General features: G+C 55.7%; 19 protein-coding genes. 9 read left to right on the top strand and 10 right to left on the bottom strand.

Annotated features, from left to right (window positions below; genetic code table 11):
* The first annotated feature begins 820 nt into the window (after positions 1–820).
* The 3 genes from ACUZ9Q_RS12110 (at position 821) to ACUZ9Q_RS12100 (ending at position 3,811) form a co-directional block, all read left to right on the top strand.
* Complete coding sequence (locus ACUZ9Q_RS12110) at positions 821–2,284, top strand: bacteriohemerythrin (protein WP_449247947.1); 1,464 nt, start codon at positions 821–823, stop codon at positions 2,282–2,284.
* A 160-nt stretch (positions 2,285–2,444) separates the two neighbouring features.
* Positions 2,445–3,227, top strand: coding sequence for an alpha/beta fold hydrolase (locus tag ACUZ9Q_RS12105; protein WP_449247946.1), 783 nt, complete (start codon positions 2,445–2,447; stop codon positions 3,225–3,227).
* A 23-nt stretch (positions 3,228–3,250) separates the two neighbouring features.
* On the top strand, positions 3,251–3,811 hold the full coding sequence (locus tag ACUZ9Q_RS12100; protein ID WP_449247945.1) for a phosphatase PAP2 family protein: 561 nt from the start codon (positions 3,251–3,253) through the stop codon (positions 3,809–3,811).
* Positions 3,812–3,916: 105 nt separating this feature from the next.
* Here ACUZ9Q_RS12100 and ACUZ9Q_RS12095 read toward each other — a convergent pair whose 3' ends face one another.
* From ACUZ9Q_RS12095 to fliD, 4 genes are all read right to left on the bottom strand, one after another.
* Positions 3,917–4,933: a GGDEF domain-containing protein gene (locus ACUZ9Q_RS12095; RefSeq protein ID WP_192113832.1), complete on the bottom strand. Its 1,017-nt coding sequence runs from the start codon at positions 4,931–4,933 to the stop codon at positions 3,917–3,919.
* A gap of 195 nt (positions 4,934–5,128) precedes the next feature.
* Positions 5,129–5,767, bottom strand: a complete 639-nt coding sequence (locus ACUZ9Q_RS12090; protein ID WP_215648796.1) for a dienelactone hydrolase family protein — start codon at positions 5,765–5,767, stop codon at positions 5,129–5,131.
* 275 nt (positions 5,768–6,042) lie between these two features.
* Positions 6,043–6,690, bottom strand: coding sequence for a flagellar export chaperone FliS (gene fliS / locus ACUZ9Q_RS12085; protein WP_192113834.1), 648 nt, complete (start codon positions 6,688–6,690; stop codon positions 6,043–6,045).
* 54 nt (positions 6,691–6,744) lie between these two features.
* On the bottom strand, positions 6,745–9,849 hold the full coding sequence (fliD, locus tag ACUZ9Q_RS12080) for a flagellar filament capping protein FliD (RefSeq protein ID WP_449247944.1): 3,105 nt from the start codon (positions 9,847–9,849) through the stop codon (positions 6,745–6,747).
* 105 nt (positions 9,850–9,954) lie between these two features.
* Between fliD and ACUZ9Q_RS12075 the strand changes: the two genes are divergently transcribed.
* Entirely contained in the window at positions 9,955–10,185 is a 231-nt protein-coding gene (locus ACUZ9Q_RS12075; protein ID WP_192113836.1) for a hypothetical protein, read from the top strand.
* Positions 10,186–10,459: 274 nt separating this feature from the next.
* Here the strand turns inward: ACUZ9Q_RS12075 and rdgB are convergent, their stop codons facing one another.
* Complete coding sequence (rdgB, locus tag ACUZ9Q_RS12070; protein WP_192113837.1) at positions 10,460–11,089, bottom strand: RdgB/HAM1 family non-canonical purine NTP pyrophosphatase; 630 nt, start codon at positions 11,087–11,089, stop codon at positions 10,460–10,462.
* A gap of 198 nt (positions 11,090–11,287) precedes the next feature.
* Between rdgB and ACUZ9Q_RS12065 the strand changes: the two genes are divergently transcribed.
* The 5 genes from ACUZ9Q_RS12065 to ACUZ9Q_RS12045 all read left to right on the top strand — a co-directional run bounded on the left by ACUZ9Q_RS12065 (position 11,288) and on the right by ACUZ9Q_RS12045 (position 16,896).
* On the top strand, positions 11,288–12,349 hold the full coding sequence (locus ACUZ9Q_RS12065) for an N-acetylneuraminate synthase family protein (protein WP_449247943.1): 1,062 nt from the start codon (positions 11,288–11,290) through the stop codon (positions 12,347–12,349).
* A 2-nt stretch (positions 12,350–12,351) separates the two neighbouring features.
* The gene (locus ACUZ9Q_RS12060; protein ID WP_192113839.1) at positions 12,352–14,079 is read left to right on the top strand and encodes an LIC12162 family transferase; all 1,728 of its coding nucleotides are present in this window, start codon (positions 12,352–12,354) and stop codon (positions 14,077–14,079) included.
* A gap of 3 nt (positions 14,080–14,082) precedes the next feature.
* On the top strand, positions 14,083–15,126 hold the full coding sequence (locus tag ACUZ9Q_RS12055; protein ID WP_192113840.1) for a tetratricopeptide repeat protein: 1,044 nt from the start codon (positions 14,083–14,085) through the stop codon (positions 15,124–15,126).
* A gap of 196 nt (positions 15,127–15,322) precedes the next feature.
* The gene (locus tag ACUZ9Q_RS12050; RefSeq protein ID WP_215647351.1) at positions 15,323–16,291 is read left to right on the top strand and encodes a GlxA family transcriptional regulator; all 969 of its coding nucleotides are present in this window, start codon (positions 15,323–15,325) and stop codon (positions 16,289–16,291) included.
* Positions 16,292–16,293: 2 nt separating this feature from the next.
* Entirely contained in the window at positions 16,294–16,896 is a 603-nt protein-coding gene (locus ACUZ9Q_RS12045) for a DJ-1/PfpI family protein (protein ID WP_215647350.1), read from the top strand.
* A 155-nt stretch (positions 16,897–17,051) separates the two neighbouring features.
* On the opposite strand, the gene speB is transcribed toward ACUZ9Q_RS12045, so the two are convergent.
* The 5 genes from speB to ACUZ9Q_RS12020 all read right to left on the bottom strand — a co-directional run bounded on the left by speB (position 17,052) and on the right by ACUZ9Q_RS12020 (position 20,963).
* Complete coding sequence (gene speB, locus ACUZ9Q_RS12040; protein ID WP_192113843.1) at positions 17,052–18,005, bottom strand: agmatinase; 954 nt, start codon at positions 18,003–18,005, stop codon at positions 17,052–17,054.
* 88 nt (positions 18,006–18,093) lie between these two features.
* Positions 18,094–18,693 carry a DUF1989 domain-containing protein gene (locus ACUZ9Q_RS12035; protein WP_449247942.1) on the bottom strand — a complete coding sequence of 200 codons (600 nt, stop codon included), beginning with the start codon at positions 18,691–18,693 and terminating at the stop codon, positions 18,094–18,096.
* Positions 18,694–18,775: 82 nt separating this feature from the next.
* On the bottom strand, positions 18,776–19,573 hold the full coding sequence (locus ACUZ9Q_RS12030; RefSeq protein ID WP_449247941.1) for an amino acid ABC transporter ATP-binding protein: 798 nt from the start codon (positions 19,571–19,573) through the stop codon (positions 18,776–18,778).
* A gap of 68 nt (positions 19,574–19,641) precedes the next feature.
* Positions 19,642–20,322, bottom strand: a complete 681-nt coding sequence (locus ACUZ9Q_RS12025) for an amino acid ABC transporter permease (protein ID WP_192113846.1) — start codon at positions 20,320–20,322, stop codon at positions 19,642–19,644.
* A complete protein-coding gene (locus ACUZ9Q_RS12020) occupies positions 20,322–20,963 on the bottom strand; it encodes an amino acid ABC transporter permease (RefSeq protein WP_215647346.1) in 642 nt (213 codons plus the stop codon). Before ACUZ9Q_RS12020 ends, ACUZ9Q_RS12025 begins: the two co-directional genes overlap by 1 nt.
* Between the last annotated feature and the right edge of the window lie 171 nt (positions 20,964–21,134).

Here is a 21,134-nt window from a genome sequence, read left to right as displayed (position 1 = left end):
CCCCCTCCCCCCGCGCCATTCTGCACTCTTACCGGAGTGCAGCTTCCGCAATCCTGCGTTTGCTATGTGAATACCGCCGCCCGGTCATATGCGACTTTATGTCACACGTGACTATCATGGAACACGTTTGACCTTGAAGCGCGCATGCTTTCCTTTGTTGCTGTAGTGAGAAGTTTTAATACTCATTGTTTTGTTCAGTATAACAGTGATTATTTTGTTTATTTCCAAAAAAATTATTTTTTCAGCTAATAAAAAATTTAATGCATCCGTTATGTCTCAAACAAGGCAGGTGCTATGGTCAATGGATGGGGCGGTGAATCTCTAGCGACTTTTTTTGATTTTATTATACAGACTACTCAAGAATGGGTAGGCTCTTTGACATCGATTTAAAAGATAGGAAGCTACCGTATTTCTTTAGTGACAGTTGTATTTAAATTTGTATAATTATATATAAAAGTTGTTAATATTCCCGTTGAGTTGTTTAGCCAGCATTTTTATCGGAACCGTTTTTGCTTCCTGAAAATCGACAATCGACTACATCAGGGGATCTGTCATGGCTATTGCATCAGGAACAAGCCTCTCATTCCGGTTATTTTCTTCTGCTGCCGTGCTGATGTGCGGTGGCGCAGCATCATTCACATATGGCGTTATTTCTAATGCATCGTTTATAATACACGGCGCATTATTTTTATTGGCGGCCACGGCTGGTCTTTTTTTAATATGGACGGTCTATAGGCAGCTGATACTTCCTTTACGCAGCATACGTAATTACGCACAAGAGATCGCCAGTGGCCGCCCCGCAGCATACCCAGCGTGTTCCATGCCCAAAGAATATTCAGACCTGCGCGAAAGTATTTGCACTATGGTTGCCTCGCTGGATCAGGCGCTTAAAGATGCCCGGCATAAAGGCGACGAAGCGCACCGGCTCGCGGCAGACAGCGAGCTTGCATTGCAGGAAAGCCGCGCTGCGGAAGCGCAGGTGCGGCAACTGCTCAATGACATGCGCACCGCCTCGCAAAAAGCAGCCACTGCATCCTCGAGTATTTTTTCCGGTATCCGCGAACTTGGTCAAAACATGGAGAATGTGGACCGCGATGTGGTGCATCAGCGGGAGAGAATGCAGGAAGCCTCGCAGGCCATAGAACAGATTAATTCCGCCATTCAGAGTATAGCGCTCAATACCGTTAAAGCTGCGGATGACGCTGCTTTGGCGCAGCAGGGGGCTGTGTCGGGCGCGCAAGGGGTGCGCTCGGCAGTTCTTTCTATTGATCAGGTTAAAGAGCGCATTCTGCTGCTCAAGGAAACCATGGCCAATCTTGGGCAACAGGCCGAGGGCATTGGAGCTGTGCTTGGAGTTATTTCCGACATCGCGGATCAAACAAATCTGTTGGCCCTGAACGCCGCCATTGAGGCCGCCAGGGCAGGCGAAGCCGGCCGCGGATTCGCCGTGGTCGCCGACGAAGTGCGGAAGCTCGCGGAAAAGACAATGAAGGCCACCAGCGAGGTCGGCGAGTCATTGAGAAATATTCAGGCCAAGGCGCGCGAAAATGTTCAGGCTGTAGATGCCGCCGCACAAGATATTGTTACAAGCGCCAGCGCCGCAGAACAGGCCGCCGAAGATGTGGACAGGATTGCGGGATTTGTTCAGCAGGCCGCCAACGAAGTTTCTGCCATCGCGGCGTCCAGTCAGGCACAGACCGCAGCGAGTGAAGATGTTCGCAGAGGTGCGGCTGAAGTCAACACCATTGCAAAGGAAACAGCGGAACACGTCAATAATTCCATCCGCGTGCTCGTGGAAATATCTGGTCAGGCAGAAGAACTGGACGCCATCGTCAGCGCCATGGGGCAGGGAAATCTTGGCGGCGTTGTTGATTCCGATCAGCTTATATGCTGGACAAGCGATCTTTCTGTGGGAATTGCAAAGATTGACGAGCAGCACAAGGCTCTTGTGGCCCTTATCAATGAGCTTAATTCCGCCATGCGGCAACGCCGCTCAGAAGAGGTGCTGGCAGGCGTGCTGGACAGGTTGAAGCAATACACGGTAAAGCATTTTGCCACGGAAGAAGAGCTTTTTGACCGCTATGGCTACGCAGAAGCGCCTGCACACAAAAAAGCGCACCGTGATCTGGTAGAAAAAGTTCTGGCCTTTGAGCAGGAACTTAAAAATGGTCGCGCCAAGGTCACCATGGAAATCATGCGTTTTTTGAAAGAGTGGCTCGTGGGCCATATCATGGGAACGGATAAACGCTACGGCCCATTTCTTAATGGCAAGGGCGTGCAGTGACCTGAAAAGCAAACTCTGATATTTGTAAAAAGAGCCGGAGTATGGTCTACCCCGGCTCTTTTTGTTTGTATGCTCTGGGCATTAACGGCAACGCTCTAAATTTGATAAACCATCGCAACAAGCCAATATAACAAATACATCAGATGCTGGAGCGCAAGCAATGCAGATACCAACAGATGGAATCAACTGGTTTTATACAACAGAAGGACAGGGGGAGCCTCTTCTCTTTTTGCACGGCGGGCTGGATACCTGCGAAAATTACGAAACCCTGCTGGCAGAACTGGCAAAGGATTTCCGCGTGATTGCTGTTGATCGGCGCGGGCACGGCAGAACCGCGGATACCGACGCTCCGTTTGAGTATGCCCTGATGGCGGATGAACTGATCTCTTTCACACAGGCGCTTGATCTGCCGCCTTTTCACATTGTTGGCTACAGCGATGGGGCAAACCTCGGCTTGCATATGGCAAACCGCCTGCCAGACAAGGTAAAGAACCTCATTGCCATATCGGCCAATTATCTTGGCGTGTCGGGGATGTCGCCAGGCTGGCTGGAAACGGTTGAGGCTTTGTCTGTGGATTTTGTTCAGGAGCATATGCCGGAAGTTGCGCAGCAGTATGCCGAGCTGAACCCTGCTCCAATGCTTGAGAGTTTTATCAGTAAGACAAAAGAGTTGTGGAGCAGGGATTGCGTTGTTGAAGTTGAAATTTTGCAAGCCCTGCAAACGCCAACGCTTATTGTGGGCGGCGACCGGGATATCGTTTTGCCAGAGCAGCTTGTGGACATGAAAAAACTGGTCCCGGGTGCCTCCCTGCTCATGCTGCCGTATTGCGGACATTTTGTTTTTCAGGATTTTGCCTGGAGCAACACTGCGGCCTCATCTGTAGCCGTGTTCAAGGATTTTTTGACAACACGTTTCAGCGCGCATAATGCGGATTTTTTCTGATCTGTTGTATCCCGGTATAGAGCATGATTTCACTGAATCACCAGATATTTCTTGCTGTTAACGCCAGCGACGCGGCCTCTCCCTTTGCAGTGTGGGCCGGGGCCATGCTGGCTGAGTGGCCTGTCGGCATCGCCATGCTGCTTGCTCTGCTGGCTGTTGTGCGGCAAAAGCCACGCGGGGTTGCCGTTGCTCTGGCGTTACGCGTGGTTTTGACCGTCGCGGTGTCCATGGGTTCAGCCTGCCTGATCCGAATGTTTCACTATAATCCCCGCCCCTTTGTATTGGGGCTTGGGCGAATGCTGATTGCCCATGACCCCACATCGTCCTTTCCCAGTTTGCACGCTACTTTTTTGTTTTCGATGGCGTTTGCGCTGCTTTTGCAAAAGGGTTCGCGTGGCATTGCGCTGTTTGTCATGCTGCTGGGAGGTGCTACGGCCTGGGCCAGGATTTTTGTGGGGGTGCATTATCCGCTGGATATGGCGGGGGCGTTTTTGACAGCTTGCCTTGCCGCCGTGGCGGTAAATTTCTGCTTTCAGCGAGCCAGAGGCGGCTGGGCTGTAAAAAATGGGGGAGCAAGGGGTTAGGACCTTTACTGGCGGGCATGCGGCTGATTTTTCTGGCACCATTAAAAAGGGCGGGTTTTCCCGCCTTTTTTAATGGTGCGCAAGCTGCGGGCCATTGCCCCGGCGCTAGACAGCCTTGTGATTTTCTTCGTCCAGAATCAGGTATTGATCGTTGGCTTTTAACACCACAGCGCGTGAACGGGCATTGTGCTTGGCGTGGTACAGGGCTTTGTCCGCCCGGTCAAAAAGCTGCTCTGCCGTTTGGATTCGCGGCGCTTTGGCATCCAGCAACGCTATGCCAGCGCTGACGGTAATGTGCAGGTTGTTTTTTTCAACATTGCCTTCCGTATCGCGGATGAGCAGGTTGAAATTTTTGATGGCCCTGCAAAAACGGCTGATGATTTCGGGCAACATATGCGCGTTGGCCCCTGAGGCCACAAGGGCAAACTCATCGCCGCCAAAGCGCGCTGCAAGGGCATCTGTCTCTGTATCAATTTCTTCGCGCGCCCTGCGGAGGTGCGAGCCAACAACCTTAAGCACCTGATCGCCGATAAGGTGACCGTAGGTGTCGTTAAAGGTTTTGAAGTGGTCGATATCAAAGAGGGCCAGGGCAAGGGGTTGCCCTTCTTCGTGCCACCGGGCCGTAGAATTTTTGATAAAAAGATCAAGGCTCAGGCGGTTGGCAACCTGAGTCAGGGGGTCAATGAAGGCGAGGTTTTCAAGGTTGCAGATGTCTTCCTCAAAAAGAACTTTGACCCTGTGAAAGGCTGATTGCAGCTTTTCAAGCATGACGGTGCTATCGCCGTTTTCCGCCACAATGGAAAGGCTTTCTTTCTCAAGGTGGGCAATGTCGCCGTAGCGCGAAGACAGCTTGCTGAAGAACTGGTCTATGATGGAAGACGTTTCGTGAACCATACTGTCGAGCTGATTCACAATTGGCTTGCTGAAAATTTCGCTGCATTTGCGGATTGTGGAAACAAGCTGTTCATCAGAGTAGTGTCTGTTTTTTAACAGTTCTTCCATCTGCTCGAGAATGGCAATTTTTTGTTCTTCATCAAGAAAATGGTAGTCCTTCATTTCCCTGAAAAAAAGCAGCAGGGAACGCCAGCGCGTTTCTGGCGGGACGCCTGCTTTGTCAAACATATCAAATAATTTGAGATATGTGTTTTTGCAGTGAACAGAAGACTCTTTGGATTTCACCATGGCGCTTGTTTCGCAGTAATGTAAAATATGGATAGATTGTGGAGCGGATAGCGGCGTTATAATCTTGGGGAGGATATCTTCTCGGGAAAGGCCTGTCAAAGAGGATGATGATCGTTTCCCAGAGCCGGTATGCCTTTATTCATGTTTGGCTGCGGCTTCTTTTGTTGTTCCTGATTTTTCCAGCAAAAAATTCTGCGCGAGTTTTTCCGCCTTCATGGCGGCGGGGGCATTGTAGTTTGGTGAGAAAGGGTCGCAAAAGCCATGCCTTGCATTAAATATCTCGCCGCGCACATTTGGGATGGCAGAAAGTGAGGGCAATATGCTCTCCGGCGAAAAAGACGCCTCCTGACCGGCGAAGAGAAGCAAAACGGGACAAGACGGGGTAAGTTGCAGGTGGTCTCTGATACGAGAGCCGTAATGACATACGGCTCCATCAAATATCCCGCTGGCGGAAGATATCCAGGCAAGGGTCGCCCCTACGCTGAACCCCAGTAGAAAAATTTGCTTATATTCTCGGCGTATGCTTTCACACAGGTCTGTAACAAGGCTGTTCCTGTCAAATCCTCCATGCTTGATGAAATGAGCGTAGGCGATATCCTGTCTGTCGTAGGGAAAATATTCAGATCTGCCCAGAAGATTTGGGCAGTATGCATCATAGCCCAGTGAATGATATTTTTGGCAAACAGCGTGCATAAATGGATTAATGCCATATATTTCATGCAAGACAATAATAGCCGCATCTGAATTTTTTGTAAGTCGCAATCCTTCTGGCATGTTGCCGGTTCTCCCGATATATGCGGTCTCTTTGGAACTGGCGTTCCGTTCCGCCGTAAGTTTGTCTGCGAAAGATCGTAGTCCGCGCCTTGCAGAAATCCGTGCGAAGCATTTTCGGCGATTCAAGCTTGTAACGCCAGTTTTTTATTGGGGCATAGGAAGATGTTTTTTTTGTCTTTCAATCTGGTTACGCAAAAAGCGGCGGCACATATGTGCCGCCGCTTTTTGCGTAATGCTGCTATCCGCCTCCCTGTTCAGGGCAAGGCTTTGGTATGCTAGGGTTTGCCGTAAGCGCCGGGCAGGCGCGGCTGTGCCGCTGCCGCCTGCGGCGCGGCCTGATCAAAAGACTGCACATGCGCGCGCTGGGCATCGCCCGTCTGGCGGGGAGCCTCCGCCGCCGGGGCTGCGGGGCGCATGGCGCTACGGCCATAGGCAGCCTGAGCGTGGGAGCGCGGCACGGCGGTAACTGTTGACGGTATGATGGGCTGCGCGGATCTGGTCATTGTTCCCATGGGTTGCAGGCGGGTGGCGATATCGTTACTCGCCTGACGGGCCTCTGGGGTTTCAATAATCTGGGCATAGGCGCCGCGCAGGCCCGAAAGGATAGATTCCACACTGTTGAGTGAATCCATATCCATTTTCAGGTTGGCGCGCAGCAAACGGGCCGTGCAGAGCAGGTACAGGTTGTTCAGGTTCACAGCCAGGCTGCCGCCCTTGTCCATGTTCAAAGAAGCGGAAAGCTCATTGATTATGTCGATGACCTTGGAGATAAGGATGCCCTTTCCCGCATAGTCATTGGCAATCATTTTTGTGCGCGCCTGCTGTATGAATGTGAGTGCGCCGTCATAGAGCATGAGCAAAAGTTGCCCCTGATCCGTGGTGCCGACCTTGGTCTGAAAATATGCTTGCGCCGCTTTGTTCATAGTGTGTCCTTATGGCGGTGTTCTTTGGCTGACCTTATTGTTGTTTCATGCAGGTTAGGAGGAGCTGCTTGACGAACTGGAAAGCTGCTTGAGCTGTGACGTGAGCTGATCTTTCTGGGTATTGTATTTTTTAAGCAGGGTTTCAAGGTTGGCAAAGTATTTTTTTTGCCGGGCTTCCCACGTATCAAGGCGCTCCTGTTCCTGGGTAATCTTTTTATCGATATTTTCCATGATGCTCTGATAATTGTTTTTCAGAACCATCAAGGCGCCGTTTTTCGATTTAAGCGCAATTGCTGCGGACGTCTGCTCTGCGGTACCAGTGCCCGAGACGTTGACGTCCGTATAGGTTAGTTCACCCTTGAGGAATGTGCTGACCGTCTGAATCAGCCCTTCCTTGATGCGTATCTGGCCCGAGTGATCGCCGGGGGTGAGGTTGTCTATCTGGAGCGAGAGACCCCGCGCATCACCTGAAGCAACGCTGTAGTAATAGCCCGGCTGGCTCGTGTCGCGCGTTGCGGCCACGCCGCCAACCGTGACATTGGTAATATTGCCGCCAGCGTCAACCGAGTAGTTCACATCATACGAACCACCCTTGGTAATGCCCGCAATGTGGCTGCCGTAGCGAAAATCAGAACTGGTAGTCGTGCCGGTGCCGCTGGAGCAGAAAAAATCCACAACATCCGAAAGGTTGCTGTTGATCATTTTTTCATAATTGCTCTTGTCCATCTGCTGCAATTCAGCAATGCCGGACGAAGGCGCAATTACCAAAAGCCCATAGTTGGAACTCGACTGGTCGGTTTCAACCTTGATGCCCATGTTGGCGAGGTTGGCAAGCACATCGCCCGACAGCACATCAGAGGCAGACGTCCGGCTGGCAAAACCAGGGGGCGCGCTGTTGATCAACGAAGTGAAGCGCGATTTGAACAGTTGCACGCCGTAGTTGCCCTGCAACAGGCCGCCTTTTTCAGTAGTCAGTTGCGAGGTGCTATAGTTGCTGCTGCTCGTATTTTTGGGATCGTTGGTGGTGACGTCCTTGTTCGGATCAAATTTTGTGTAATCATTGATGGTCATCAAGACAGAGTTGACGGAATCAAGAAACGTCTGAATGGATTTTTCCACCGAGGTGATGTCTGTATTGACCGTAATGGCTGCGCTGCCTTTGTCCTGAATGGTAAAGACCACGCCCTCGATCACGTTGCTCACGCTGTTGGTGTCGGATTCCATGGTCAGGGGCCAGTTGTCCACCGTAAATTTGGCGTTGGCCGCACCGCGGATATTCCAGTTGGAGGACGATGTCACCTGACCGGTAATGCCCGGCCCGCTGAGGGAATCAATATTGTCGAGCTTGAGAAAATAACTGCCGGTCGTAGGCAGAGTGCCTGTTTGCAGGTCAATGGTTGTTGCCCCGTCCGCGCTTACAAGTGAGCCAGACAGGCCTTTGCTCTTGAGTTCGGCGATCACGTCCGCCATCTTGGAGCCGCCAGGAATCGTAAATGTCTGCGGCGTGGAGCTGTTATTGGCGGTGTAGGTATAGGTCAGGGGCGGGGGCGTCTCCAGTGTGCTGGCTGCGGCCATGTTGGTGATGGTGGCCGTGGAGTCTGTCTTGACGGTGATTCCGTCCATGCCGCCGCCCGTGCCGCCTGCGCTCAGGTAGAATTTTTCCGTATTCGCAAAAGTTACGGTTTTGCCATCTCCACTTAATGTGCCGCCAAAAGATTGAAGCTGGGTCAGCAGATCCTGATAGGTTGCGTCCTGCTTGATGGTCAGGCTTTGCGTTCCGCCATTGTTGTCAACAATGGTATAGGTAAAATTTTTTGTGCCGTCAGCGCTTGTGCCGCCAAGTTTCTGCGAGAGCTTGGCGCTGTCAAAGGTAATAGCCGTGCTGGCGGTAAAGCTCTGCGAACCGGAATCGCCCACCACCTTGGTGCCAAGCTTGGTCTGGTCGGCAACGACGGTCGAAGTCATCTTGCCAGAATCGCTGGCGCTGTCAGCAAAACTAAGGGTTGCGCCGTTCACATTGGAGAGGTTCAGCTCCCAACCGCCAGTGGCGTTGTTGTAGGTCATTTCAGCCGAACTGGCGCCGGAAGCCTGGGCGATCTGCAATGCGGCATCCTTCATGGTGGTGCCGGCAGCAATGGTCAGGGTGCGTGTGCCAGTGGTGACGCCATCGTTGATGTTCAGATCAACAGTCAGGGCGCCCGTAAGCTTGGTTGTTGTGGGCGTTGAGCCCATGGAAAATTTTGTGACCGGGGTGCTGAACGATGTCTGCGTACTGCTGTCGCGCCGATACATGGCCTTGACGTCAGCAAGTTGCAGATTGCCGGAGCCGTCAATGCTGGCGATGCTGCGCCCCACCTGCGCATTAATGGCGGTTGCAAGATCCTGGTTGGTCTTGTCGCCGTTGATTTTTACCGAAAATGTGTTGCCGTCCTCCATGATGAGGTCGTAGGCATATTTTGTGGGGTTGTTGAGCGTGCTGCCCATGTCCAGCACATTGTTGGTAGACCATGTGGAGGATGCGCCAGATGCGCTCATGCCCACAAGGCCGGAACTGTGAATGACCAGGTCGTTGGCCGCGCCGGTGCTCTTGCCCGCAACCTGAAAAACATAGCCGGAGCTGGCCTGAACAATGCTGACCTTGATGCCGGGGTTGTCGGAAGAATTGTTGACCATACTCACAAAGGAATCGAGCGTGGTATTGGCCGGAACGGCCATGCTGTATTCCTTGCCGGCATAGCGGTATGAAAATGTCTGCGATGTGCCGGATGTGTTGATGATGTCCGTCTTGCTGGAAAAGACATGCCCGGTGTTGGCCCATATGGCGTTGCTCGCCACCTGGCTGACATTGATGGTGTGCTGAACGTCGTCCGCGGAGGCGCTGGCAACAGCAGAAATAATATTGCTGTTGCTGCTGGTTACGTTCTTGGTAACAAAGCTGTTTTTGTTGGCGAGGGTTGCGAGCACATTGCTGGCGGTGCTGACCTGCTCAATAACTTTGTCAAAAGCATCATAGCGAAGTTTCCAGTCGCTTTTCCACGCAGTAAGACGATTGAGTTGCGTGGACTCAACTTTCTTGAGGTTCGCGAGAACCGTATCAAAGTCAGTATCCGAACCACTGAGGTTGGATATGGCGTTGGAGCCGGATATGGTACTGGCCATGGGTGCCTCACAAGAAAGATGTGCCGTTCCCGGTGCGGGCATGCGCAAACCTCGGGGAACCGCCAGCCGTCATGCACGTTGTTGGCGGCAATACATGCCGGAGACATGACGGACACTCAAAAATTTGCAAAATACGTGCAAACTGGTGGATACGGCGGGGCGGGGGTATGCAATGCCGGAAATGCTGAAAAAAAATCAGCAGATAGCGTGAATGCCCGTCTTGGTCGTATTTTTCCGCCTGCGCATGCGGAGCATTCGTTTTGCTCCGGGCTGCCGAAAAGGCAGTTTTTGCCTCCATGCAAAATTGCCGAAGGTCTTGCGCCTCAGTTATTTTAACGGAGCAAGGGCGAAAAAGTTTAGAGACTGGCGGCGCGTGAAAAATGGGCAGGTATGGTTGGCGGCTGACCTGGCTGGCATAAAAATGACAGGCTGGTTCCCCGGTACTCGGGGGGGGGCTGCGTCTAGGCAGGAGGGTGCAGCCCGCTGGCCTTGCAGCCGGGGCAAAAAAGAAGAGGCGGGTTGCCCCGCCTGCTCCTGATTCTTTAACTTTGTAGCCATGCGACATTTGCGGGCGGTTTGTCCCGTCCGCATCATTGGTGCGTGCCGCGCCTTAGTGCATAAATTCGGCCCAGCGGGCCAGCAGGGCGCGCAGGGCATTGCCCCGGTGGCTGCGGGCGTTTTTTTCGTCCCGCGTCAGTTCTGCGGCGGATTTGCGCGCTGATGGATCAAAAAAAATAGGGTCGTAGCCAAAGCCGTTGTCTCCGTGCGGGCTTTCCAGCAGGGTGCCTTCCCATGTGCCGCGCACAACCATTTCATCGCCATTGGGCTTGGCGGCGGCCATGCAGCTGACAAAGCGGCAGGCGCGTTTGTCAGCGGGCACTGCGGCCATTGCGTGCAGCAGCTTGCGGATGTTGCGGGCATCGCGGCTTTCGCCGGGCAGGCTCTCCCAGTCATCGGAATAGCGGGCGGAGTACACGCCCGGTGCGCCGTTCAGGGCGTCCACTTCCAGGCCGGAATCATCGGCAACACTCACAAGGCCGGTCAGGGCCGCCACGGCCCGGGCTTTGATGAGAGCATTTTCTTCAAATGTGGTGCCGGTTTCTTCGATGTCGCCGATTTCAGGAAAGGACGAAAGCCCCAGAACTTCCACGCCGAATTCGGTCAGAGGGTCGGCCAGTTCGCGAACCTTGCCCGCATTTTGCGTGGCCAGAACGATACGAAGTGTCTTGCTGTGCGCCATGTCTGCATCCTTTATGGGTTTGGGCAAAGAACATATCCGCAGGTGGGGCGCAGGTAAAGAGCGTTGGGCAAAACGGCTGGATAGTTTAAATGTATAGTTATTATAGTGCATTATGAGAATTTGCCGCAGCGTATGCTTTTCTTTTGCATCTTGCGGGAGTATAGTTTTTACCCATCATTCATCAGAGAGGAAATGAGCATGAAACTCATGGAAATATTCGACGTCCCCACTCAGGAAACCCATATCCCCGTTCCCTATGTTATTGCCGAGGCTGGCGTGAACCACGAGGGCAGCATGGACATCGCCCGCCGTCTGGTTGACGAGGCCGCCGAGGGCGGGGCCAACGCCATCAAGTTCCAGACCTACAAGGCCGGAACCCTGGCCTCCAAGGATTCGCCCGCCTACTGGGATACCTCCAAGGAACCCACCTCCAGCCAGTACGAGCTCTTCAAGAAGCACGATTCTTTCTGGAAAAACGAATTTGAAGCCCTCAAGAAATATTGCGATGCTGCGGGCATTGCCTTCATGTCCACGCCCTTTGATGTGGAGTCGGCGCACTTTCTCAACGACCTCATGGACGTGTTCAAGATTTCCTCGTCCGATATCACCAACAAGCCTTTTATCCGCATCCTTTGCGATTTCAAAAAACCCATTATTCTTTCCACCGGCGCGGCGCATCTGCACGAAATTGCAGAAGCCGTGGAATGGATTGAAGAAAAGGGCAACAAGCTGGCCCTGCTGCACTGCGTGCTCAACTATCCCACTGCGGATGAAAACGCGGCCCTGGGCATGATTCCCGCGCTCAAGCGGCATTTCCCCCAGCATGCCATCGGCTATTCCGACCACACCCTGCCCAACGACATGCATATTCTTGAAACCGCCACCCTGCTGGGCGCGCGTATTCTTGAAAAACACTTTTCGCACGACAAAACCTTGCCCGGCAACGACCACTACCATGCCATGGACAAGGAAGACCTCAAGCATTTCTACAAGCGGCTCAACGCCACGCTGGCCAGCGTGGGCGGCATGGAACTGCGCGCCCTGCCGGAAGAAGAACCGGCACGTCAGCATGCCCGCCGCTCCCTGGTGACGGCGCGGGCCGTGCCTACCGGTCAGCCGCTGACCGCTGCCGATCTTACCTGGAAGCGCCCCGCGCATGGCATCTCCCCCCGTAATTACGACGAGGTGCTTGGTATGCGCGCCCGCCGAGATCTGCCCGAAGATACCGTGCTTTCCTGGGCCGATCTTGACAGGGCCTGATTATGAGCAACGGGCGCATAACCCTTGTTCTTGGGCGCATGCCCCACAAGGCCGACCCTGCGTTTTTTCGCGCGGCCGGGCCTTGGTGTTTTGCCGAGCAGGAAGAATTTTTTCCCGACTGGGATAAAAAATTCACCTTTGCTCCTGAGCCGCTGGTCGAGATTCCCTTGCAGGAGCGGGCCTGCCAGGAGGTAAAGGCTCTCTGTGCAGATATGCTGCCTCATGTTGCCGAGCGTATCTGCCCGCATGCCCGCAATTTGCCCCCTGCCTATTGGGAAACCCTGCTCACGCCCTGGGCAATGAATGTTTCCAAGCAGGTTGTGGAACGCTGGTGGCGGGTCAAGGCCATGGTGCAGGCCTGGGGGCAGGAGCCGCTGCATGTGCCGCTGCTGCCGAGGGACTGCTCGTTCAGTTTTGCAACCGGGCCGGACTTTGTGATGCACGGGGCGCTGGGGCATACCTACAACCACTGGCTGTTCTCGCGCCTGCTGGAAGAGGTATTTCCCGCAGCCTGGAGCATGGAATATCTGCCTGCGGTGCAAAAAAACTATGGCGAGCAGGAAAAGCTCTCCGGCAAGGAGCAGGTGCGTGAGGTGCTGCGCAAGCTGATGTTGCGCCTGCCTTGCCCCCGGCTCAAGGGCATGAGCATTGCCCAGACCTTGCGTTTTTCGCTGGCCTTGCTGCACCGCAGCCATGGGCCGGACAGATCGCGCCCGCAGGCGGAATACAGCAGCGCCGCCACCGGTATTGCGGCGGATCTGCCAGAAAATTTCGCCAGCACGCTGGTGACGCTGTTCATGGCTTCCTTGCCGCAACTGCTGGCAAGCCACAGACATCCGGCCCGTCTTACGCCTGATCCGCTGGGGCCGCGCCTGCGTGTTGCCAGCGTGCTGGCCTATGAAGATGCGGATTACCGCCAGTCGCTGGCCAAGTGGCGGGGGCGGGGCAACCGCCTCATGTATGTGCAGCATGGCAGCGACTACGGGCAGGTGCGCTGCGTGTCGGATGTGGAGATGGTGGAATACAGCCAGCATGCCTTTGGCACATGGGGCTGGAAGCAGCATCAGGGCAGTGCGGGCAATTTTATTCCCCTGCCGTATCCGCAGCTTGATGGTCTTGAAGGGCGCTGGCAGGGGCAGAAGGGCGAAAACCTGCTGTATGTCGGCACGGAAATGCCCGCCTTTCCCTATCGGCTTGACGCGCATCCCTCGCCCTTGCAGATAGTGGAATACCGCAAGGACAAGGCTCGATTTTTTGAAGCTCTGGGGCGCGATGTGCAGGCCTGTTCGCTGTACCGTCCCTATTTCCCGGTTCCCGGCTCCCTGCGCGATGCGGATTGGGTGCTGGAGCGTTTTCCCGCGGTGCGGATGGCCACGGGCACGTTGTCAAACCACCTCTATGCCTGCCGTTTGCTGGTGCTGGACCACAACGGTACAACACTGCTGGAATCGCTGGTTGCCAATATCCCCATGGTGCTGTTCTGGCGGCGCGAGGCCTGGGCGCTGACAAGCGATGCCACGGCCCTGCTGGACATGCTGGCCGAAGCCGGTATATGGCACGAAACACCCCAGAAGGCCGCCGCCAAGGCCGCCGAGGTCTGGAGTGATCCGCTGGCATGGTGGATGAGCGATAAGGTGCAGCAGGCGCGCAAGGCGTACTGCGCGCAGCAGGCCCTGACCGTTCCGGGCGGTCCTAACCCTTACTGGCTGAAAATGCTGAAGAGTCTGTAACACATGCAAGTTCGTGTTTTTTCGTTGTCGCTGTTGGTGGCTGCGGTATTCTGTTCTGTTCTGCTCATGGGCGGCACTGTTCTGGCTGATGACGCCTCGACCCTGCGCGAGGCTCAGGCCGCGCTGGACAAGGCCGATTACGATCAGGCCGTGCGCGTGCTCAAGCCGCTGGTGGACAGCGGCAATGCTGAAGCTCTCTATGTCATGGGTCGCCTGATCCTTGAAGGCAAGGGCGTGAAGAAAAACAATACGCGCGCTGCGGAATTTTTCCGTCTGGCGGCGGAGAAGGGCGACGTCAGCGCCATGAATTCTTGGGCCACGTCGCTGGTTACCGGGGATGGCGTTCCCCGCAATTACCACGAGGCCGCCCGCTGGTTCCGCAAGGCCGCCGATCAGGGCCTTGCCATGGCCCAGTACAATCTTGGCTACCTCTATGCCTATGGCAAGGGCGTACCCAAGGACGAAGCCGCCGCCATTGACTGGTACACCCGTGCCGCCAATCAGGGGCTGGCTTCGGCTCAGTATTCCCTTGGCTGGACCTACATGAACGGCAAGGGCGAAAATCAGAGCGACACCAAGGCGGCCCACTGGTTTGAAAAGGCCGCCGAGCAGGATCACGCCAAAGCCCAGAACAACCTGGCCTACATGTACGCTGAAGGGCGCGGCTATGCCCAGGATCCCGCCAAGGCAGTGCAGTGGTATACCCGTGCGGCGGAGCAGGGCTATGCGGAAGCGCAGTACAACCTCGGCTATATGTATGAGCAGGGGCGCGGCGCAGCGCAGGATTATACTCAGGCTGTGGACTGGTACCGCAAGGCTGCGGAGCAGAACGAAGCTGCCGCCCAGTACAGCCTTGGCCTCATGTACGAACAAGGTACGGGCGTTCCCCGCAACCTGACCGAAGCCAGCCGCTGGTATCAGCTTGCCGCCAAGAACGGAGACCCTGATGCCAAGGCCGCCCTGCGCAGCATGTCCACCAAGGCTCCTGCCAAGGCTGCGGCTCCCAGCAGCCCCACCAAACAGACCCGCGATAAAAAGAAACAGTAAAAGACGGGCCAGAAGGCCCGACATTCAACAATATAAAGGCCGCCCGGCATACCCGTGAGTATGCCCCGGGCGGCCTTTATTTGTTTCTGCCAATCTGCACGGCCTGTTCCGGCGGCGGCCCTGTTGCCGCCATTGTGGCAGAAAAAAACTATTTTTTGTCATTGCTGCCAGTACGGTCGTTTTCTATTCTGCACACATGAAACAGCGCGTTGTTTTCTTTCTTTATCCCGGCATTGTCTCGCTGGATGTATCCGGCCCGCTGGAGGTTTTTGCCACGGCTACGGATATTCTGGCGCACAGCAACAAAAAGGATCAGGGCTATACGCCCGTATTTGCCGCGTGCACGCCCGGCCCTGTGCGCACGTCATCCGGCCTTGTGCTGACGGCGGAGACAACACTCGAAAATCTTTCACCGGATATTCTTGTTGTTCCCGGCGCCGTGGATGCGGAAGCCACATCGGAGAATCCGGAAATCATAAAGCAGGTAAGCGCGGCGGCGGCCCTGTCTGCGCGCATAGCAAGCGTGTGCAGCGGGGCGTTCATTCTGGCGGCCTGCGGTCTGCTGCACGGCAAAAGGGCGACAACCCACTGGCTGGTGGCTGACCGCCTGGCCGAACTGTACCCGCAGATTACAGTGGAGCCTGACGCCATTTTTGTACGCGATGGCAACACGTCCACAAGCGGCGGCGTTACGGCGGGCATAGATCTGGCTCTGGATATGGTTGAGGAAGACTACGGCGACAAGCTGGCAATGGAAGTCGCCCGCGTATTGCTTTTGTACCGCCGCCGCCCCGGCAACCAGAGCCAGTACAGCTCTGCCCTGGCCGCGCAGGTCAATGCGGGCAGGTTTGCTCCTCTGGTGCGTTGGATGGAAGGGAATCTTGGCAAAAATCTGACTGTTGAGCGCCTGGCCGAGGTGGCGAACATGAGCCCCCGGTCGTTCGCGCGGGTATTCCCCGCAGAAACCGGCAGCAGCCCCGCACGCTTTGTGGAAGGCTTGCGTATTACCCGGGCGCGGGAGCTCATTGAATCCGGGGCTGATTCCTTTGCCTCGGTGGCGCAGTCGGCTGGTTTTGGCAGCGAAGACCGTTTGCGCAAGGCTTTCATCCGCCGCCTTGGCTTGAGTCCCCATCAGTACAGCCGACATTTTTTTAAAGGAGAATAAAGATGAAAAAAGGCCTCACATACGGAATATATATTTATGAACAGGTGGCGGAGCTGGATTTTGTAGCGCCCATGCAGGTTTTTGCGGCATCCAACCAGTTTGCCGGGGGCGGCAGGGTGGTGACGCTGAGCTGCACTGGCCAGACGCTCTGCGGATTGAGCGGCTTGCGCATCACGCCGGACTACAGCCTGCAAAACGCCCCGCCGCTGGATGTGCTGCTGTTGCCCGGCACTGCGGAAGTTTCCGAATACGCCTGGAGCGACCCGGCCATTCTGGACTGGGTGCGCCAGCAGTACGAAAAAGTGGAATACCTCGCCGCAGTGTGCACAGGTGGGCTGATCCTGCAAAAGGCCGGTCTGCTCAAGGGGCGCAGGGCCACAACGCACTGGCAACTCATGGACGCCCTTGAAGGCGACCCGGAAATAACGGCTCTGCCGGATGCGCGCTATGTGCGCGATGGCAAGATCGTCACCTCGCAGGGCGTGTCTGCGGGTATGGACATGGCCCTGTGGCTTGTGGGCCAGATTCATGACCCTGATCACGCCCGTCTTGTGCGCAAAATTTTGCAGTACGATCCGGCCCCGCCGTACACCGCCGAAGTTTAGTCGGATTCAGGCTACGCCAGACGGGATTGTCTGGCAGAAAATATAACGGCGCAGCGCTGTGAGGGTAACAGGGCTGCGCCGTGCGTGTGATGGTAAGTTGCGGAAATATTGTCAGGTTATTTAGGGCGCTTAATCCATTTCATCCACAAACGGCCTTACCGCAGGCCGTTCTTTTTTTGAAATGCGAGGATGGACAGAAATTCAAAGCCGATGTTGGCGGCCAGATAGGCTGTCAGCTCTGCCTGATCTATGCCGGGCATGACTTCCACAATGTCAAAGCCCACGTAGTGCAGATTTTTGAGCGCGCGTACCAGGCTCAGCACCTCCCATGAGGTAAAACCGCCGACCTCGGGCGTACCGGTGCCGGGGGCGTAGGCAGGATCCACAAAGTCGATATCAAAGGTGAGGAATACTTTTGTGTCGCCAACGCGCTGCTGGATGGCTTCTATAACCGCAGACAAGCCCATCTCACGCATGATGTGCGCGGGCAGCACCTTGAAGCCAAGGTCGGCGGCAATCTTGAAGTCGTCCGGGTCATAGAGCGAACCGCGCATGCCCAGCTGGATAGAGGTGGACGGGTCGATGAGGCCTTCTTCCAGCGCACGCCGAAAGGGTGTGCCGTGGTTGTACGGCTGCCCGAATACGGATTCGTTCAGATCCAGGTGCGAATCAAAATGCAGCAGGCTTACCTTGCCGTGCTGGGAGGCAACGGCGCGCAGTTCGGCCAAGGTGATGGCGTGGTCGCCGCCAAGGCCCAGCGGCACTGCCCCGGCTTCAAGCAGGGGCTGCATGAATTGGGTGATGGCAGCGTAGGAAGGTTCGATGTAACCGGGCACAATATTGACGTCGCCAAAGTCGCCGCCGGTCAGCTCGTTGAGAATATTGACTTCAAAGATCACGTTGTTGGGCTTGATCATGCTCGAAATATGCCGGATGGCCGAAGGCCCGAAGCGCGAACCCGTGCGGTAGGAACTGCCCGTATCAAAGGGAATGCCGAAAACCGCAAAATCCATGCCCTTGGGGTCGTCCATACGCGGCATGCGCATGAAGCTGCCGGTGTTGCAGAAACGTGGGGACGAAGACGCGCTGGGTGGTTGCATGGAAGCCATATAAACCTCGATGTTTGGGCCGGAAGAGTTCGGTCTGTTATGGTGCGCCGCCGCAATGGGGGCCGGTACTTGTCTTTTTGCCGCGCGATCAGGCCGCGTAGACCTTGTATTTGATGTCAGAAGGCACGCAGTTTTTACCGTTGATGGGCAGAATATCCTGCGGGCAGGCAGACATGACCACCACGCAGTCAAAATGGGCTTCAAGCACCACGTAGTCGCCCGCCTTGCTCAGGGGCGGCAGCCAGTGGGCCTTGTTGTCCACAATGGGGGTGTTCATCCACAGGTTCAGGGGGCAGGGGCAAAAATCCAACTGCATGCCCAGCTTGCGCAGGGCCGCATACATGTTGTCCGTGCAGTTGGCGTGGTAGCCCTGCACGCCAAGGGCCATGTAGCGGTAGATGTCGCAGGCGGCCATAAAGGTGTCGTGCGCGCCGTTGCTGGTGTCTTCCTGCATGGTGAGCACCGGGCGGCGGCAGTTGGTCACCAGCCTGTCGCCCGGGCCGGGAATGCCTTTGTTGAGGTCGGGCCGCACATGCTGCATGGACATATATTCCTGCGGATTGCGCAGGTTGAAGGCCCAGGTGTCCACCACCTGCTCCCCCGTGATGTTGACGATCTTGATGCGTTCACCGGCCCGCACAATGGCGGCATCGCCGCAGCGGCCGGGAATGGTGATGTATTCGCTCATGGGCATGTTCTCCTGCCAAGTGCTTGTGCCAGATACTGTGCCTGCCGCTCGTAACTGATGTTGGCGGCAAGTACCGCGGGCGCTAGGCAACCTGTCCGTTGCGGTGCGTCCAGCTTTTCAGAAAGGCCGCAAGGCGCGGGCTTTCCGGCGTATGAAAAAGTTTGTCCGGCGGCCCTTGCTCCACAACGTGCCCGCCTTCCATAAAGACCACCCGATCCGCCACCTCGGCGGCAAAGCCCATTTCGTGGGTCACTATGAGCATGGTCATGCCGTCGTTGGCCAGGCTGCGCATGACTTGCAGCACATCGCCCACAAGCTCGGGGTCAAGGGCAGAGGTTGGCTCGTCAAACAGCATGATGCGCGGCTCCGTTGCCAGGGCGCGCGCAATGGCAACGCGCTGTTGCTGCCCGCCGGAAAGCTGGGCCGGGTAGCTGTTGCGTTTTTCGGCAAGGCCCACGCGTTCAAGGCATTCCAGCCCTTTTTTTTCGGCGGCGGCGCGGCTTTTGCCAGCAACGGAAATGAGCGCCTCGGTGATGTTTTCCATCACCGTCATGTGCGGCCAAAGGTTGAAATGCTGAAACACCATGCCGAGGTCGCGCCTGCTTTCGCGGATGCGTGTTTCGCTGGCGCGGCGGCGGGTGCCGTTGTACTGCACTTCGTAGCCCATCAGTGCGCCTTCAACCAGAATTTCGCCCTCGTCGTACACTTCAAGAAAGTTGACGCAGCGCAAGAGGGTGCTTTTACCGGAACCGGAAGGGCCTATAAGGCAGACCACTTCCTTGGGCATGACTTCCATATCAATGCCCTGAAGCACTTCGTGCTGCCCATAGCGCTTGCGCACATCGCATATTCTGATGGCAGGGGTGATTGTTTCTTCCATGACCTGTTCTCCTTTGGAGCCTTGGCGGCGCGGATTTCTGTATAAATCCGTGCGGGTCTGATGCAGCGCTAACGCGTCAAATGCCTGGTCAGGCGGGCCTCCGCCTTGCCGCACAAAACTGCCACTGCCTCGGAAATAATCCAGTAGAGCAACGCCAGCAGGCACAGGGGCATGACAATTTCAAAGCTGATGTTCATGATGCGGGTGGCAGTCTTGGTCAGTTCCGCCACGGTGATAATGGAGAGCACCGCTGAATCCTTGATGAGCGTGATGATCTGGTTGACTGCGGGCGGCAGGACTATCTGGGCCATCTGCGGCAATTCTATGCGCCACAGCCTGCGCCAGGGGCGAATGCCAAGGCAGTGCGCCGCCTCGCGCTGACCTTCGGGGATGGACTCGAATCCGGCGCGGAAGATTTCGCAAAAATAGGCGGCGGCATAGAGCGACATGCCCAGCATGCCTGCGGGTTCCGCATCCAGCACAATGCCGATTCTGGGGCCGCCGTAATAGAGCAGATAGAGCTGGATGAGCAGGGGCGTACCGCGAAAAAACTCCACATAACAGGCCACGGGCTTGCGTAGCCACGGGCAGATGCGGCGGCCAAGCTCCGCGGCAAAACCCAGAGCCAGACCGCACACTATGGCAACCAGGCTGATGCGGATTGTCACCCAGAGCGCTGCGCCAAAATCCGGGCCGTTCTCAATCAAAAAGCTCTGCCAGCGGGCCAGAAAGGTGGTGAGGGCGTCCATCAGTGTTTCCCCTTGAGGCGTTCGCCCAGGCGAGAAATAATCAGGCACAGGGCCAGATAGATAATGGCTGCTGCCAGATACACTTCCACAGGCTTGTAGGTTGTGGACACAAGCTGCTCGCTGCGGCGCATGAGTTCTGTGACGCCGATAACAGAAATAAGCGACGAGTTCTTGAACAGGATGATGAACTCATTAACCAGCTCCGGCCCTGTGAGCGACAGCACCTGCGGCAACTGGATGCGCGTGAGAATGCGCATGCGGCTGAGGCCCAGCGCCTTGGCAGCCTCTATCTGGCCCACGGGTATGGAGTTGAAGCCGCCGCGGTAAATCTCGGCCTGAAAGGCGCTGGTGTTGAGGCCAAGGGCCAGCACGGCAACCAGCAGCGAGGGTACTTCAATATTGACTGCCGAGGGCAGGTAGAACAGCAGAAACAGAATCACCAGCACGGGAATGCCCCGCATAAAGCTGATGTACAGCCCCGCCGCCCGCTTGAAACCCCAAAACTGCGACCGCCGCATCTGGCACACCGAAATGCCCAGCACAACACCCAGCGAGATTGCCGCCATAGCCACAAGAACCGAAGTTATTGCGCCCTGGAGCAGCTCCGGCATTATGGAAAGGATGAAGCTGCATTCGTTCATGATAGCCTGCTGTGGATGCATCCACTCGGTTGGGCGTTTTCGGCGGGGAACAGTGGGAGGACTCCCCTGCGGCACAGCTCCCCGCCTGTCAGTATGGTGTTTTGAGCAAACTGGATGCCATCTCGGCAATTGTTATTTATTTACAGTAAGTTGCTCATTTTTGATTGATAT

The sequence above is a fragment of the Desulfovibrio desulfopostgatei genome (assembly GCF_053570645.1).
The sequence above is the reverse complement of the archived record's forward strand: the minus strand, read 5'-3'. Positions and strand labels throughout refer to the sequence as shown.